This is a genomic window from Microcoleus sp. B6-A1, from assembly GCF_036705085.1.
GTDB lineage: Bacteria > Cyanobacteriota > Cyanobacteriia > Cyanobacteriales > Microcoleaceae > Microcoleus.
Genome location: NZ_JAUBTU010000001.1, coordinates 127,269 through 141,723, shown reverse-complemented (window position 1 = coordinate 141,723; position 14,455 = coordinate 127,269). Strand labels below are relative to the sequence as shown.

Here is a 14,455-nt window from a genome sequence, read left to right as displayed (position 1 = left end):
TGAAACCGCGTCTATACAAACGAAGTCCGCCTGCGCGGACTGAAGAATAGAGGCTGGTAGGGTACGCATTGCGTACCTTACAGAGCCGATAATAATGCTCATTATCATCGCTCAAAATGCGCCCCAATAAATTGAGCTATCTCCCTTTCGATCGCCGTTTTCTCCTGCAGAGGATGTAATTTCTAAATTAGGGGCGGTGACGGGAGACAAATCCCCCGGTAAAGACCTAATTCGCAACTCATTTAGTAAAGCATTAATATTGTTCGGCTCAGCATCCAGAATGCTTGCCAGCGGCAGCAGATTTTGCACTGCATATTCGCCGAGTCGAGCATTAATACTCTCTGCTAAATAGCAGAGCATAATGTATCTGCTACTGCTACTGATAATATGAAATATTTTATTCAACTCATCAAAGTATTGAGTCCCCGGTATAGATGCCGCGATTTGGGTTTCACCCTTCCAGAATAAATCTACATGAATTTGACTAGCTGGCGAAACTTTAGCCTTTGCAATCCAGATGATATCGAGGATTGGTTCAGAGTCGCCCTCGTGGAAAATCAGCCGCTTTAAACCCGATATAAATTCTGGGGAATTTAGCGTATTTTGCCATTCTAGACACCAATCATTACTTTTAGCATTTAGGGCCTTTTTGACCGTCGTCGGACGTTCAATCACATCTTTTAATAAAGAAAGACTTCCTGCTGCTTTGGCAAATTTTGGGGAGATTTGCTGGTGCAGTATATGGTTGGGATCAATGTAATCTTTGCGCCAAGGTGCGTCCGGGATGAGAACTTCACAGGCGGGAGCAAGTGTGATGTTAGCAGTAAGTATCGGTGGGTTTTTAACTGTGCAGCCTTCTAATGACTGTTGAGATTCTAGACGGCCGATGACCTCGATCGCAGAGTTTTTATCTGCTGCGTTTAAAGGTGTGTTGCTGTACTCTGCTGCTAATTCTTCGAGAAAATCTAGGTAATCTTGCACAACAGGCGATCGCCCTTGTCCCAAAAGCTGATAGACTTCGGAAAATGGATGAGAAACCGCTATAGTTGTGCGGCGGTTGCCGAAAAAAGGCACGTCATCCAAAAAAGCGTATTTTGGCCGCCAAAACTTACCCTTAGACTCATCCCACAGACATTGACGGTGAGCAAAGCGCTTTTGAATTTGCTGGCGTTGTTCGCTGGAAATACTGCCTTTGATGAAAGTATCATCGAGATACTTGTAAATTGCCTTTACTGATTGTAACTGCGCGTTTATATCGTCGGATGTCGTGATTTCAACTGTCATTTTCCCAAGTTTTGATTAGTGTATCAAAGTGGTCGATAACTGTAGTGGTATCTACAGGCTGAAAACCAAGTGCAGTTATAATTTCGGGCTTCAGCAAGTCGCGCTCAGGGCGTGCAAATAAAAATTTTTGGCTAGCAACTAAGCGAACATCTTGAATGAAACAGACATCTTTAGCGCGATACAGCCTCGGTTCAGGTATCGCCGCGCCGGGATATTGGCTTAACTTTTGAGGATTTTGCTCGACAGGAACCCAAGGCTTATCTGCGAGTGTTTCAGCCAGTGTTTTGTTGGTATTCCCAATTTTGGTATATTTTAGTGCCTCCCAATTATCAACTATGTAGTTAAAAACGGCAATACAAGCATCGGTTACTGTGCCTGCACCTGAACGATTGGCGGTTTGAATTAGATTGTCAACACAAACTGAAATGTCATCTGCACTCAACGTTTTTCGCATACCCAAAGTATCGAAAAATTCGAGCCATAGTGGATAATCTTGCAAGTAAAATTCCCTATCGGGAATAGCTGCTAAATTTCCTAGAATGTGGCGGATTACTTGACTTTCGGGATGATAAATTAATTCGGCAGAGCGTAACCTGCGATCGCTACAGCGTACCAAACGCGCCTTTTTCAGCTCTTCCTGGAATGAAACAGCATTCTCTCCTGCTTTTTCTAGTTCTTTGCAAGCTTCACTCAGATGCTCTCGAATCCACGCCAGCGCGATTAATTGTTCTTCAGGGGCAAAAGAGGCATACTCAGGCAACAAGCACTCGCGAATCAGTCTAGCGCGATTCAGTACCGGAACTTGCAAAACTTGAAACATTCGCAGCCATTGCCTGTTTTTTTCTATGCGTAAAAGCCTCAACGTACCTGCAATTTCCGGCGGTTCGTATCCACCGCCCGGAAGGTAGACATTTTCATCGTTGAGGGAAACTATTTCGTGGGAAGTTGTGGGGTAAATTGGTAGTTGACGCAGCTTGTTGAGGCTATCTTGGTCGTAATTTGTTGGTTCTGAAGCTGCCAGGAAATTGAGGAGAGAGGTATAATGCTGTTGGTGGTAGGGCGGCAAACCTCGATCGCACCGCGAATATACTGTGTCTAGGATATCCGGGCCGGTGATAAAATAGACTAATTGATTTTTATGCCGATCGGCAAATTTTTCAATCGCCCCCTCAAGTTTTGCTGGTGCCTTGACAAGTGTCGCCCCAAAATACTGCACTGCTGCAATTGTTTCCGCCTCAATTTTATCGCCGCGCAACAAAGGAGTGTCAACAGTTCCCACTTTATAAAGCTTACCATGATTTCCCGGAACCAGCGGTACTTTTTTCAATTGCTCGACTGTTTCTTGCGACAAATATCTGGGACTGATATTGTAAAAATAATTATAAACTAAAGTCAACCATTCTGCATTTGGGGGATGCGGTGCATCGGGATTCCAATCAATTTCTGACGCAGTTGAACCAATGACATTAACCAATTTTTTCGCTACTTCCGCAGCAGTCATGTTAGAGATGCCATTTAGATTGTATGCAGGCAATAATTTAGTTAAATCTAGGTGCAGAAACCATTTTGGATAATTGGCAAATATTTCCCTCTGCGCCTCATCTGCAATGTAGATGGTTCCGATCGCATTATACCCAAATACTTGCAAAGTATTGTCAGCGAGAATAGCTAGCGGCAAACCGCGCAAATCTTGGCAATTATCGCTGAGACAATAACGCAGCAGATTCCCAATCCACTGCCGATTTCGCAGACTGGCTTTCGGTGCATCCAGCAACGAAACGCCTAGCGGTTTATTTTCGGTTAAATGCTTTCGCAAGTTGGCAGCAGTGAATGTTGACAAGGGCAAATCTGCATCTTTAAAAGCTGCCAAAATCGACTCGGGCAATGGCGGATCTGGAACATCGATATTATCGGCACCCAGCGGTTCTAATAAGTCGTCCCACCACTTTTTCGAGGGTATATTTTTGACTGTCGGAGGTGTCACCCATCTTGTCGGTGACATGACTGCCCCGTTAATTTGACCCTCAGTTACAGTATGTTCTACAGCCGATCGCACAACTTCTCTCTGATACAATAACTTGATTACAAAGCAGTACAGTTCTTCCAGAGCTTTGCTAGTAGTAATTTTGCTAACCGGCCAAAGTTGGTAAAATTCTTCTGGCTTAAACCGTCCGATATCTTGCACTAAATCGACAATTAAGTTAGCACAAGCGCGGGACAAAACGTGCTGCGCGAGTAGCCCGTTCCAAATAGCTCTCGGCCTGTCTTTTCCAGTTTGTCCGCTGTCGCTGCTGAGGTTGTCCCGCGAACTATTTAAGTTGAAAAAACCGTTGATGTGAACCGGCAGCCCGGTTTCCAGGGGAAGCGGCAAAAAACAGTAAACTTTGCCGGAAACAGGTTGAGGATTTCCCTCGGTACTAACAGCATTAATTCTAGCAGCAGCGCCCGCCCAAGGCAAGACTTTTTCTTGGCTTTCGTACATTGCTTTTATGACTTTTGCCAAATCGCCGCCTTCGTCTGTGCGAATTAAACTGACTATTCTCCAAGTAGACTTGATTGTGCGATAGCAGCTAATCGTTTCTATCTCGTGACGGTAAGAAACCGATACCAAACCGTCAGGATTGCGGCGGCACAATTCCAGCAGTTTGTCGGGAGTCTCTGGAATTGCATTGAGGAGTTTTTGCCGCGCTTCTCGGACTTCTTGCGGATTTTTGGTGACAATCGCCAGAATTTCTTGCCTGGTTTCTTGACTGTTTGCCGGAATTTCGTAAACTCTAATTTCCTGAACCGATTTCAAAAATAGCAAAAGTTCTTCACCGGAATGCCTCAGTTCGTCTAGCAGTTCCTTAACGTTTGATTCGGTGAAAGCTTGTTTGCGAATTTCGCTATTTCCCGCGTGTTCTGCACTTCTTAAAGGCAGGCGAAACAAAGTGCCTTGAAAATTTGTATCTCCCAATGGCAATCCTCCCGCTGCGTAGACTTGCATAAAATCGGGATATTTTTCGTACCATTTAGCGTCTGCCAAATTCCATTCGCGTCCCGGTTCTTGTCGGGAAGTGCCGGGAATCGCCGCGCCGTGAGGGTCAAAAAAGATGATGCGATCGCGCGATACGAAACTCGGATAATCTGTAACATGATATATTGCATTAAACCCGACGCCAAATCTACCCGTTTTCTGCAAATCTCGCGCTTTTTCGCTTTGTCCCAGACTGCGAATGCTGTCAAAATCTTTGTCTGCGAACACGCGATCGTTGTAGACCAACATCGCCGGCCCCATGAGCTGTATCATGCGATCGTCCGGCAAGTTTTTGACCTGATGGTTGCGCCAATCCAGAGTTATTTCTACCCGCGAGGCTTTCGCATCGTCAGCATTTTGGATCAACTCTTTGAGAATCCCGACGCCTTCGGGATAGTCTCGGATAATTCCCCTCAATCGGGCGATTAAGGGTTCGGATTGGTAGAAAGACTTGCCCTCAATTTCGCTGTCGCTGTAAGCCATAGATGTTCTGTTTGCTTTCTACCTAATACTATACAAGCTAAAGTGTAAATACCAGCAGGATGCAAGAGAGAGCATTTTACAAAAGCTATTCGTAATTTTGCAATAAAAAACCTCAGACCCGCAAGTCTGAGGACCGGAGTTCCTGAAAATCGTCACTTGTTACTATTGTCGCCAACAAACAGCACAACATACAAGAGGGGTGCAACCCAGCAAGGCAGCTTTTGGCAGACAGAAATTGCTTCCTGACTCGGAAGGCGAAAGCAATTGTTAATTCAACACCTCACGAAATCAAAACAATTCCTCTCACAATTTTCAGATATGCGTTGATAATTTTGCTTTAGGATGGCAGTCTGTCCTCGATCGCAATATAAGGCTCACCGTGAGTGCCCGTATATATTTGAGTCGGGCGGTAAATGCGGTTTGCCTCTAGCTGTTCCTTCCAGTGGGCCAACCAGCCAGCAACACGGGCGATCGCAAAAACCGGTGTAAACAAGTCGATCGGAATTCCCATTTTTCGGTAAACTAGACCCGAATAGAAATCTACATTTGCATAAATTCCTTTGTGACCCAATTTCTCCTCAACCACTTCTTCCAACTCGACAGCAATGTCGTAATAATCGTCATGACCGAAGTTCTCAAATAACTGTTCTGCTAACCCTTGGAGAATAGTTGCCCTCGGATCTTTCACCTTGTAAACTCGGTGACCGAAGCCCATAATTTTGTCCTTATTTGCAACGCACTTCTCGACAAAAGGCCGCACATTTTCTACCGAACCAATTTGCTCCAACATATCAATCACTTCTTCATTAGCTCCCCCGTGCAGCGGCCCCGCCAAAGTGCCAACTGCTGAAGCAATCACTCCGTAAGGGTCTGTCAGCGTCGAAGCTGTTACCATTGCCGAAAATGTAGAGGCATTAATTGTATGTTCAGCGTGGAGAGTCAGACAAGTGTCAAAAATGCTAGCTAACAGCGGATCGGGTTCTTGCTCGTTGAGCATATAAAGAAAGTTAGCCGAGTAGTTCAAGTCATCCCTCGGCCGCACCGGGTCATTTCCCCGTCGCATTTGCTGGAACGCTGCTACCATTGTGGGAATCTTAGCTAGCAGCCGCACTACAGCTTCTCGAATGTATGCTGGGTTAGCCAGAGCTCTGCGAGAGTAGAACAAGCCCAGAGCGGCCGCTGAAGCTTGCAGGGCGTCCATGGGATGTCCTCTTTCTGGAAAGCATTTCATCATGTCCCGGATGCGATATTTGATCCGGCGGTGATAGCGAATTTCATGCTCGAAAGCTTCGAGTTCTTCCTTTGTCGGAAGTACCCCCCAGATTAATAAATATGAAGTTTCGAGAAAGGAGCTTTTCAGTGCCAGTTCCTCGATGCTAATCCCGCGATATTCCAGCAACCCTTTTTGTCCATCGACGTAGCTAATGCTGGACAAGGTGGCGGGAACACCTTCTAAACCTGGTTTGAATTCGCCGACGACCATTGCGATACCGTTTTGTGTGAGTTCAATCTACATAAAAGTACATTACCAGAAACCAAGATAGTGTCGCAGTCTTGACAAATAATCATTTAATTGGGGTTCAGAAACCGGGTTTTTCAACAGATAGCCCGATCGCACCGCTGCGTATTGTCGCCTCTTTTTCCCGGTTTCGCCGTCCCAGAATGCGGTTTTAAGACTGCTGGCACGTCCTGTTAATGTCGCGGTTCGCTGTTTCTAGGGGAGCAAAAACTTGGGCGCAGTTAGCCAAAACATTTGGCTGCGGCCCACTGGGGAGCCGGTTTCCGGGAGGATTAAGCCGATGATACCTGCTTTTTTGAGAATCAGGGCATCTTGGGATCGAGCCCAAAGCAAAGTTTCTGCCCAGTTGCCCAAATCGGGTTGGTGGCCTACCAGGGCCAAGCTGCGGCTACCTATTTCCTGCCACTGTTTGTACCACTCCAGCCAGTTCCCGATGTCTCCTGAAGGTGCGAGGGCGGCGGATTCTTCTATTTGGGAACTCACACCGGCTGTTTGCAGGATTTGGGCGGTTTGCTGCGCCCGCAGTAGGGGACTGGTGAGAATCAAGTCAAACTGAATTTCGAGTTCGTACAGCCGTTGGGCAATTTTCCGGGTTTTACGATCGCCCTCTTTAGTCAGGGGGCGTTCTGAGTCTGTATCATATTCTTCGGGTGTGGCTGCGATACCGTGCCGGATCAGATATAAATGCACTGTGGCAGTCCTTTGTATAGTTGTGCGATGGCTACGCCCCGGCTTACGCCTACGAACTTATCGGTGAAGTTGGGCGCGATCGACATCTTTTGCCTATTCTACAACTGGATTAACCTCTGGCGCTGTCATCTGGTTTGCGCTTGTGTAGCGATCGCGCCCTTGTCGTTTCGCATCATATAATGCTCGATCGGCGAGGGCAACGAGTTCATCCGGTGAGGTTCCCAAGGAGGGAATCACAGTCGCAATTCCTATGCTAACGCTCACGATCGGGCTCACATCAGATCGATCGTGAGGGATTGCCAAATCTCGGATTGCCTGACGCATCGACTCAGCAACTGCGATCGCGCCATCCGCATCCGTATTCGGTAGGATAGCAGCGAATTCTTCCCCCCCGTAACGTGCAAACAGATCCGATGAACGTTTAACCGCAAGTGCCGCCGATGAAGCCACTTTTACTAAACAAATATCCCCAGCTTGATGTCCGTAGCAATCGTTATATCGCTTGAAATAATCTACATCCAACATAATCAACGAAAGCTGTTGTTTCCCCTGCATCAGTCGGTGCCATTCCGACTGCAATCGCTCATCAAAACAGCGGCGGTTTGCTACTTGTGTTAACCCATCTGTCGTAGCAATTAATCTTTCTTGTTCCGCCCGGTGTCTGAGCATCTCAAGAGCCTGCTTGCGTTCTGTAATATCAGCAAAAGTCGTTACTACTGCATAGGGTTGAGACTGATTCATCTGGAACAGCGGTTGCGAATTGATCGAAATCCAAGTCAGCGTTTTATCCGATTTGTGAATGCCCATCACCACATTTGATAGGGGTTTTCCCGTCCGTAGGGTAATCATTGCCGGATGCTGTTGGCAGGGGAAAGGAGAGCCATCTTCGTGAACGGTTCGCCAGTCTAAATCTATGGATGTACGCCCCATCATTTGTTCGGGGGTCAGTCCGAGAATCCTTGCGGCACTATCATTACAGGTAGTAATTTGTCCGTCTGCTAGCTGAAGTACGACGCCTTCAGTCATGCTTGTAATCACAGAACGATACCGTTCCTCGCTCTCCTGTAATTGACTCAGGAGAATGTTTTTAGCATCAAACTCTGAAGCCAGATGCAGGCTACCCCCCAAAAACCCCGCCATCAGTTGTAAGGTATGAATATCGGACTCTGTAAAGGCACAGGGTGTAGCGGAAACAACTTTTAAGACCCCAACCCGATCGTCCTGATAGAACAAGGGAACAACCACCAGTGACCGGATACCAATGCGCTGACAGACAGACTGCTCCACCCGTGTATCGGTTTGTGAATCATCGCAAAGCATGATTTGGCCGGTCGCAATACATTTTCCCGATAAACTTGTCCCTACTTTGATCCGTAATCCCACATAGGCGCTGGCGATACCGCTGGCTGCCCGATACACCAACTCATCCCCTTCCAGCATTTCAATCACGGCCCCATCGGCACCGAGCGATTTTTGAGTTCGATCGGTAATCACCGCCATCACTGCATCCAGGTTAGGATTGGGGGTGGCGATTTCCTGTTGGGTGGCAATCACCACCGCCAGACGCTCGAACTCTTGTTTTAATGCTGCTTCTGCTTGCTTGCGATCGGTGATATTTTTCATAAAGCAGTGATGCCCGCTCAATCGCTCCTGCGAGTCGTAGGCTGCCAACATCACCACCTGCTTGTAAAAGATCGAGCCATCTTTCCGGATACCCCGGGCCTCAAGCTCCACTCGGCCCTCGGCTAGCATTTTTTGATAAGCGGCCCTCATCCTGTCGCAGTCTTCGGGATGAACTGTTTTCTGCCAACTCATACCAACCATTTCTTCAGGCTGATAACCTGCTAGATTCGCGTAGGCTTGATTAACGGTGATGTACCGTCCGAAAATATCCAGCCGCGAGATGCCCTCAACGGCATTAGCAAGAGCTGTACTCAATTCTCTGAGTTCTGTTTCTGCCTGGACAAGATCCGTAATGTCTTGGGATGTACCAAACAACCGAATGACTTTTCCCTCTGCATTGAGTTGAACCTGTCCTCTGGCTTCGGTATGGCGGATAGAACCATTCGGGCGCACGATTCTGAGGCGCAATAGATAAGGCTCTGCGTGAGAGAGTGCTCGTTGAACTACCAGGTGTAGCTGTTTGGCACTTTCTGGATGGTAAAGCCGCAGGTTTTCTTCATAGGTAGGTTCGCCCAGGGCCCTGGATCGTCCCACAATCTCGAATAGTTCGGGAGACCAGGTAATTTTACCGGCAATCACGTCAAATTCCCAGCTACCGATGTGGGCAACCCGCTGGGCTTCTGACAACCGGGTTTCACTCTTTTGGAGGGCTGTTTCTACTTGCTGGCGGTCGGTAATGTCTTTTTCGTTCACCAGCAACATCGGGTTGCCTGTTACCGGGTCGTTGGTACACCGCACGTCCATCCCATGCCAGCGAATTCCCGCCAGAGTAATCACTTGAGCCTCCGTGCTAAATACTTCACCAGACTTAAGAGCTGCCATTGCTCGCTCTCCTACCTGAGAGTCAACAAAGTGACTCACAAAAGCATTATCTGTCGCAGAGCCACGGTGCAGCACCTCCCCGTAACAGCGCAACGCCGCCGGGTTTTGCAGCAGTGGCACACCTTCGAGGGTGTAGAGCGAAACCATCAGCGTGGTGTGTCGGATTGCCTCGATCGATCGTAGGGTTTCCGGTTCGATTTGAGGAGCGGTTTCGACCTTACCCTCCACCAGGATTGCCAAACGCCCGCTATCAATCCTGATGCCAGAGCACCGACAGCCGACAGAAACAGGCTCACCGGCCGGGTAAAACGTCCACTGCTCAGACAAGGTTTGGCCTTGCTCAAACTGCTCCAGATAGCTCTGCAAGCGAATTCGCGTACACTCTGACAACATATCGCTAAAGTTGTGGCTCGCGAGTTGCTGTCGTGTCGAAGCATTCCACAGGTACAAGGAGGCTTGGTTGGCCCACCGGATTTGCCAATCCTCAATATCAAATATCCAGATCGGGTTTTGCAACAAGTCAAAGGCTTTGAGGTGGACAATATCCCCGCTCAGGGAACAGGCCAAGTCTGGTTGTAGACAATTGTGATGATTGACTCTTGGCGCGCTTTCGGTATTGGGATCAGTTCGATTTGGTTCTGTTTCGAGTTCCGGCGGTTGAGTTGGCCCCAGCACCGGGTCGTGAGATTCCAAGTGCCGCATCCTCAACCCGATGTGCATTGCAACCTGTTGCAGGATCTCAAGGTCGAGAGGTTCCCACTGACGCGGACTTCGGCATTGATGAGCAATCAACAGTCCCCAAAGCTTCGGAGATTGCTGCTGTTTGCCATCTAACAAGATTGGTACAACTAAATTTGCCTGAACTTGGATGCGATCGAGCAATTCGACATCACAAGCTTGAAGATCACCAGCGTGAATATCAGAAATGCTGCTCGTTTGTCCCTGGCTGTAACGATCTACCCAGGTGGCTTCAAAGCAAGGATCATAAATCTGTTTTCCTAGGGTTGGCGGCCACTGGGCATCAACCGATTCTGCAAATACTACGCCATCTCTATGCGATAGGAAGCGATAAATAATTACACGATCGGTTTGCAGCAGCAACCTGGTTTCTTCTAGCGCACATTGCAAAATTGTCTCCAGAGCCACGAACTCGTTGATTTTAAGTGCAATTTCTGAAACTTTTTCTAGGCTTTTCTCTAACGACCAAGAGAAAGTCTGTTTTGTAGACATCTCCGTCTTCCTTGTTTTTTTAAGCTATTTTCTACTATCCTAACCCGCGGCAAATAAATATAATAATTTGTTTAAAATTGTATGAATCGCTACATGGGCTTAGGAAAAAAACCATATTCATGTGACAACCACAACTTTTTTTGACTGCTACAATTATTTTTTTCATATCATTTAGCCAATGGTTTAGGTTGTTGGGTATATATTTTGATTCTTTTCAAGGTTTTTTTTACTAATTATTATCGGAACTTTCCTGCACCAACTATAACAAATTGTGATGAATTTAGCGAGCAAACACTAAAATATCAAAAAAAATCCACCTTGCATTTTTGTTAAAAAGTAAGAAATATTGTGAATTTAGTAAACTCGCTAAAACTAAATTTGCTCCGCAACCTGGTTTTTTTGAGCAAAATACTTCGTTGCCTCCCTTGACAACAGTTAAAATACCCAGTTTATTTGGTGTGTATTTTGGGGAAATGGGGATAAAATTTATTAGGGTGAGTCCTGGAGAAGTCAACAGGGTTTTTTAACCTCCTTACTTCGTTAAAAGTGGCATCTTGCAGGATGTTCAATAAACTTTTTATGGTCGGATTCTCCTGGCCAACCCCTACTACCCACAAGAAAATACAGTTGTTGTGGAACAGGCCGGAAAGCCTGTTGATGGCAGAAGCGCACTAGGCGTGAGTTCAAACCCTCAATAAAACTTAAAAAAGCCGGTTGATGAGAGTTAGAGTGCGGGCAAGACTGATTATCAAGTTAAGATTTTGCCCGGACTGAGAAAAAAACACGGCAACACCTGGTAGCAAGCGGAGGTCAAAAAGCGATCGCATTCCCAGGCTGTTGCTGGAATCAAGACCGCACCTAAAAACTCCAGAGTTAATGATCGTAAACAGGATTGTCTTTAGGACTAATTAAATTCAGCAGTTTTTGCTTAATCTGAGCATCAAATACTTCCCATTTCAGCCTTGCATAATCGCTCTTCTCATTCCCGCCGGAAAGAAACCCCACGGGAATTTCAAAACCTCCGGCTTGACTTCTGCCGCCCCCAAAAAAGCGTCCTTGAGCATCTTGACCGAAGGCTTCTTTAATAAATTCGTCGGGGTCGAGAGTAAGTTTATTAGTTCGCAGGGAGCCAATTACTACTTCAATTTCTTCGTCTTTGTCGTGAACAATTGCGTAGACAACTGCTGTGTGTACGTTCTCCTCTGTTACTAAAAAGTCCGCCGCTTGGGGAATAGAATCCCGATCGTCATAGCGGAGGTAGCCGATGCCGGCGATCGAAAAATTGTTCTGGACGGTGCGGTGTTTGAGCGATCGCTCGATCGCGTCCATCACCCACTTAGAACGAGACGACTGTAACACCGCATTCAGCAACTGCGGGTCGTAAAACCTGCTCAAATAAGCCGCAGCTAAAAAGTCCTCCTCCTGAGCTTGTCTGAGGGCGATCGTATCCGATCGCAAACCGTGCATCAAAGCTGTAGCGCACTTGATGTGCAGACTGACGCTGGCGTCGAGAGTTAACAGTCCAGACTGTAAATACTCGGCAAAAATCGTGGCTGTAGCGCGGATTTGAGGGCGCAAATCGGTAAATTCTGCGTTCATTTCCCCCTGCAAATTGTGATGATCGATGACGGCAGCGATCGGAACTCCAGCCGCTAAAATATACTGGGTTAAGTTACAAGTCGTCCCTTGATTGTCAATGAAAGCGCAGCCCTGAAACACCGACAAATCCTTAGTCTTTACTGTTTCCACCGTCCACCGCTGCAACGGCAACCCTGTCAATTTAACTAAGGCAATATTTTCTTGGTGGCTGAGGGCGCCGGCGTAGATAATCTCGCATTGGATATCGTATTGTTCGGCGATTAATTTGTAAGTCCAAGCGCTGGAAAGTGCGTCGGGATCGGGAAAATCTTGCAGCAATATTAATTGGCGAGTGCCTTTGTGCCGATCGAACATTTGGCGGAACTGCTCGACTTTGCGATCGTGCAATTCCTCGCGGAGACGGCCGCGATTCTCTTCGGAAGCAACTTCGGCTTTGCTGCGCCGTTTCCCCGGCGCACTCACTCCGGCTACAACCTCGCTGCTAGGCTCAAGTTCACCTTCGCGGTTGCCGGATGTTCCATCGGAATTGTTAGGGAGATGGTCTTTCATCGTTGAAAATTAACAATTTAACTATTTCAGGATTTGCACGACATTCGATCTTAAACCCGGTTTCTTTGTAGATGCCTTTTTGTCAAAGCCCATACTTTTTACTAAAAACCTGATTTAAGAGCGTAAATTCTCTCTTTAATTTTTTAATTCACGCAAAGAGTGTTTGTTGCCAGGAACGAAGCAATCTCAGGACTGATAACTCCCGCAAAAAACCCCCGCGCTTGCGCTGACAGGGGTTTTAAAGGCCTATTACATATTTTTGCCATTCTTTGTGCATACCGCTCTTAACGTGTTTAGTGACTTCAAAATAAAGACCGCTGTGAGGTTTCCGAGGCGGATAGCGCAGCGGCATTCCCGCTTCTTTTGGCGTGCGGCTGCCTTTATTGACATTGCAGCGCACGCAGGCCGTAACGAGGTTTTCCCAACTGTCGCCTCCCCCGCGCGATCGGGGAATTACATGATCGAGGGTTAAATCGTCCCCCGTATAACTACAGTATTGACAAGAGTGTGCGTCCCGGTGCAAGATATTCCGGCGGGTCAGAGGAATATCCTTATAGGGAACTCGGACGTAATGCCTGAGTCGGATCACAGTTGGTAGCGGGAAGTTTGGCGCAATAAATTTCCCGTTGTGTTCTACCTGTTCTGCTTTTCCTTTCAGCAACAAAACTACCGCCCTTCGCCAATTGGTGATGTTAAGGGGTTCGTAGGAGGCGTTCAGCACCAGAACATTGCCCATTGTTGATTATTAAAGAGAATATTTTTTTCGATGTTAACACAGGTTCCACTTTAGGTGGGACGGCATCAGGAACAGCGAGGCTCAGCAAAAAAAGGTGAAAAACCACTCCTTTACCCTATACCTTGGCGCCTGCGCCCCCTAGGGCTGCATCTATTTTCGGCATTTGGTGTTTGTCAGCGAGCTTTTTCCCGGAGTTTTGGCTTAGATGAGGTCAGTGTGTGCGATCGCAAAAATTTGCCGAATAAATTTTATTTTTTTCCCTAAATGCCTAATCTTCCCGGCAACAAACAGTCTAACTTTTTAGACTATTAGTAACCTTAAATGAAAAAGCTTATTACTGCTCATGGAATTTCGGCTCTTAAAGTCAGCTTTTTGCGCGTCCATTATTGCCCTTGTTGCTCCGATTTTAGCAAGCAGTCCTGCCTTTGCCCAAACGCCTTCATTCTTCTGCGGCGCTGCTGGTGGCCGCCCCGCTACAATTGCTGTCCAACAAGGCAAAAATATTCCCGTTATTTTGTGGCTAGCTGATAACTATTTCAATGAATCAGGAGAAGATGCGATTACTCGGTGTACCAGAGTCTCAGGAATTCTCAACAACTCGCAACCGCAAGGAAGCTGGGATACTGTTGTCACAGCAGGTGCATCGACCAGCGGTCAACTAATTATTTGTGCAGCTAATCCTCAAGACGGTTCCTGTAGATTATTATATCAAGTACCCAAAGGCCAAAATCCAGAACAAGCCCGACAAGAACTCTTAAAAAGAGTTACAAATCCTAATGTAAGTGTTTCGCCTGTTAAAGTAAATTGATAGTCATAACTCATTAGCTACGGGTAGGACATGGGA

8 protein-coding genes are annotated in these 14,455 nt (G+C 46.9%); 1 reads left to right on the top strand and 7 read right to left on the bottom strand.

Features of this window, described 5'->3' with window-relative positions:
* Positions 1 to 111: 111 nt before the first annotated feature.
* From QUB11_RS00535 to QUB11_RS00505, 7 genes are all read right to left on the bottom strand, one after another.
* Positions 112 to 1,284, bottom strand: a complete 1,173-nt coding sequence (locus tag QUB11_RS00535) for a hypothetical protein (protein ID WP_333389389.1) — start codon at positions 1,282 to 1,284, stop codon at positions 112 to 114.
* A complete protein-coding gene (locus tag QUB11_RS00530) occupies positions 1,274 to 4,783 on the bottom strand; it encodes a sacsin N-terminal ATP-binding-like domain-containing protein (protein WP_333389387.1) in 3,510 nt (1,169 codons plus the stop codon). Before QUB11_RS00530 ends, QUB11_RS00535 begins: the two co-directional genes overlap by 11 nt.
* Before the next feature lie 337 nt (positions 4,784 to 5,120).
* Complete coding sequence (locus QUB11_RS00525) at positions 5,121 to 6,266, bottom strand: citrate synthase (RefSeq protein WP_333198779.1); 1,146 nt, start codon at positions 6,264 to 6,266, stop codon at positions 5,121 to 5,123.
* A 231-nt stretch (positions 6,267 to 6,497) separates the two neighbouring features.
* Positions 6,498 to 6,992, bottom strand: a complete 495-nt coding sequence (gene sixA, locus QUB11_RS00520; protein ID WP_333198777.1) for a phosphohistidine phosphatase SixA — start codon at positions 6,990 to 6,992, stop codon at positions 6,498 to 6,500.
* A 93-nt stretch (positions 6,993 to 7,085) separates the two neighbouring features.
* Positions 7,086 to 10,727, bottom strand: coding sequence for a diguanylate cyclase domain-containing protein (locus QUB11_RS00515; RefSeq protein ID WP_333198775.1), 3,642 nt, complete (start codon positions 10,725 to 10,727; stop codon positions 7,086 to 7,088).
* 873 nt (positions 10,728 to 11,600) lie between these two features.
* Positions 11,601 to 12,875, bottom strand: coding sequence for a bifunctional oligoribonuclease/PAP phosphatase NrnA (locus QUB11_RS00510; protein WP_333198771.1), 1,275 nt, complete (start codon positions 12,873 to 12,875; stop codon positions 11,601 to 11,603).
* Between the two features lie 238 nt (positions 12,876 to 13,113).
* Entirely contained in the window at positions 13,114 to 13,611 is a 498-nt protein-coding gene (locus tag QUB11_RS00505) for an HNH endonuclease (protein WP_190659271.1), read from the bottom strand.
* 343 nt (positions 13,612 to 13,954) lie between these two features.
* Here QUB11_RS00505 and QUB11_RS00500 point away from each other — a divergent pair, with 343 nt between their 5' ends.
* Positions 13,955 to 14,419 carry a COP23 domain-containing protein gene (locus QUB11_RS00500; protein WP_333198768.1) on the top strand — a complete coding sequence of 155 codons (465 nt, stop codon included), beginning with the start codon at positions 13,955 to 13,957 and terminating at the stop codon, positions 14,417 to 14,419.
* Positions 14,420 to 14,455: the final 36 nt, after the last annotated feature.

What these genes read in the sequence shown, in the direction of transcription:
- QUB11_RS00525 (WP_333198779.1), bottom strand. Translation starts at nt 6,266, where the DNA reads ATGGTCGTCGGCGAATTCAAACCAGGTTTAGAAGGTGTTCCCGCCACC.
- QUB11_RS00505 (WP_190659271.1), bottom strand. Translation starts at nt 13,611, where the DNA reads ATGGGCAATGTTCTGGTGCTGAACGCCTCCTACGAACCCCTTAACATC.
- QUB11_RS00535 (WP_333389389.1), bottom strand. Translation starts at nt 1,284, where the DNA reads ATGACAGTTGAAATCACGACATCCGACGATATAAACGCGCAGTTACAA.
- QUB11_RS00500 (WP_333198768.1), top strand. Translation starts at nt 13,955, where the DNA reads ATGGAATTTCGGCTCTTAAAGTCAGCTTTTTGCGCGTCCATTATTGCC.
- QUB11_RS00515 (WP_333198775.1), bottom strand. Translation starts at nt 10,727, where the DNA reads ATGTCTACAAAACAGACTTTCTCTTGGTCGTTAGAGAAAAGCCTAGAA.
- QUB11_RS00530 (WP_333389387.1), bottom strand. Translation starts at nt 4,783, where the DNA reads ATGGCTTACAGCGACAGCGAAATTGAGGGCAAGTCTTTCTACCAATCC.
- QUB11_RS00510 (WP_333198771.1), bottom strand. Translation starts at nt 12,875, where the DNA reads ATGAAAGACCATCTCCCTAACAATTCCGATGGAACATCCGGCAACCGC.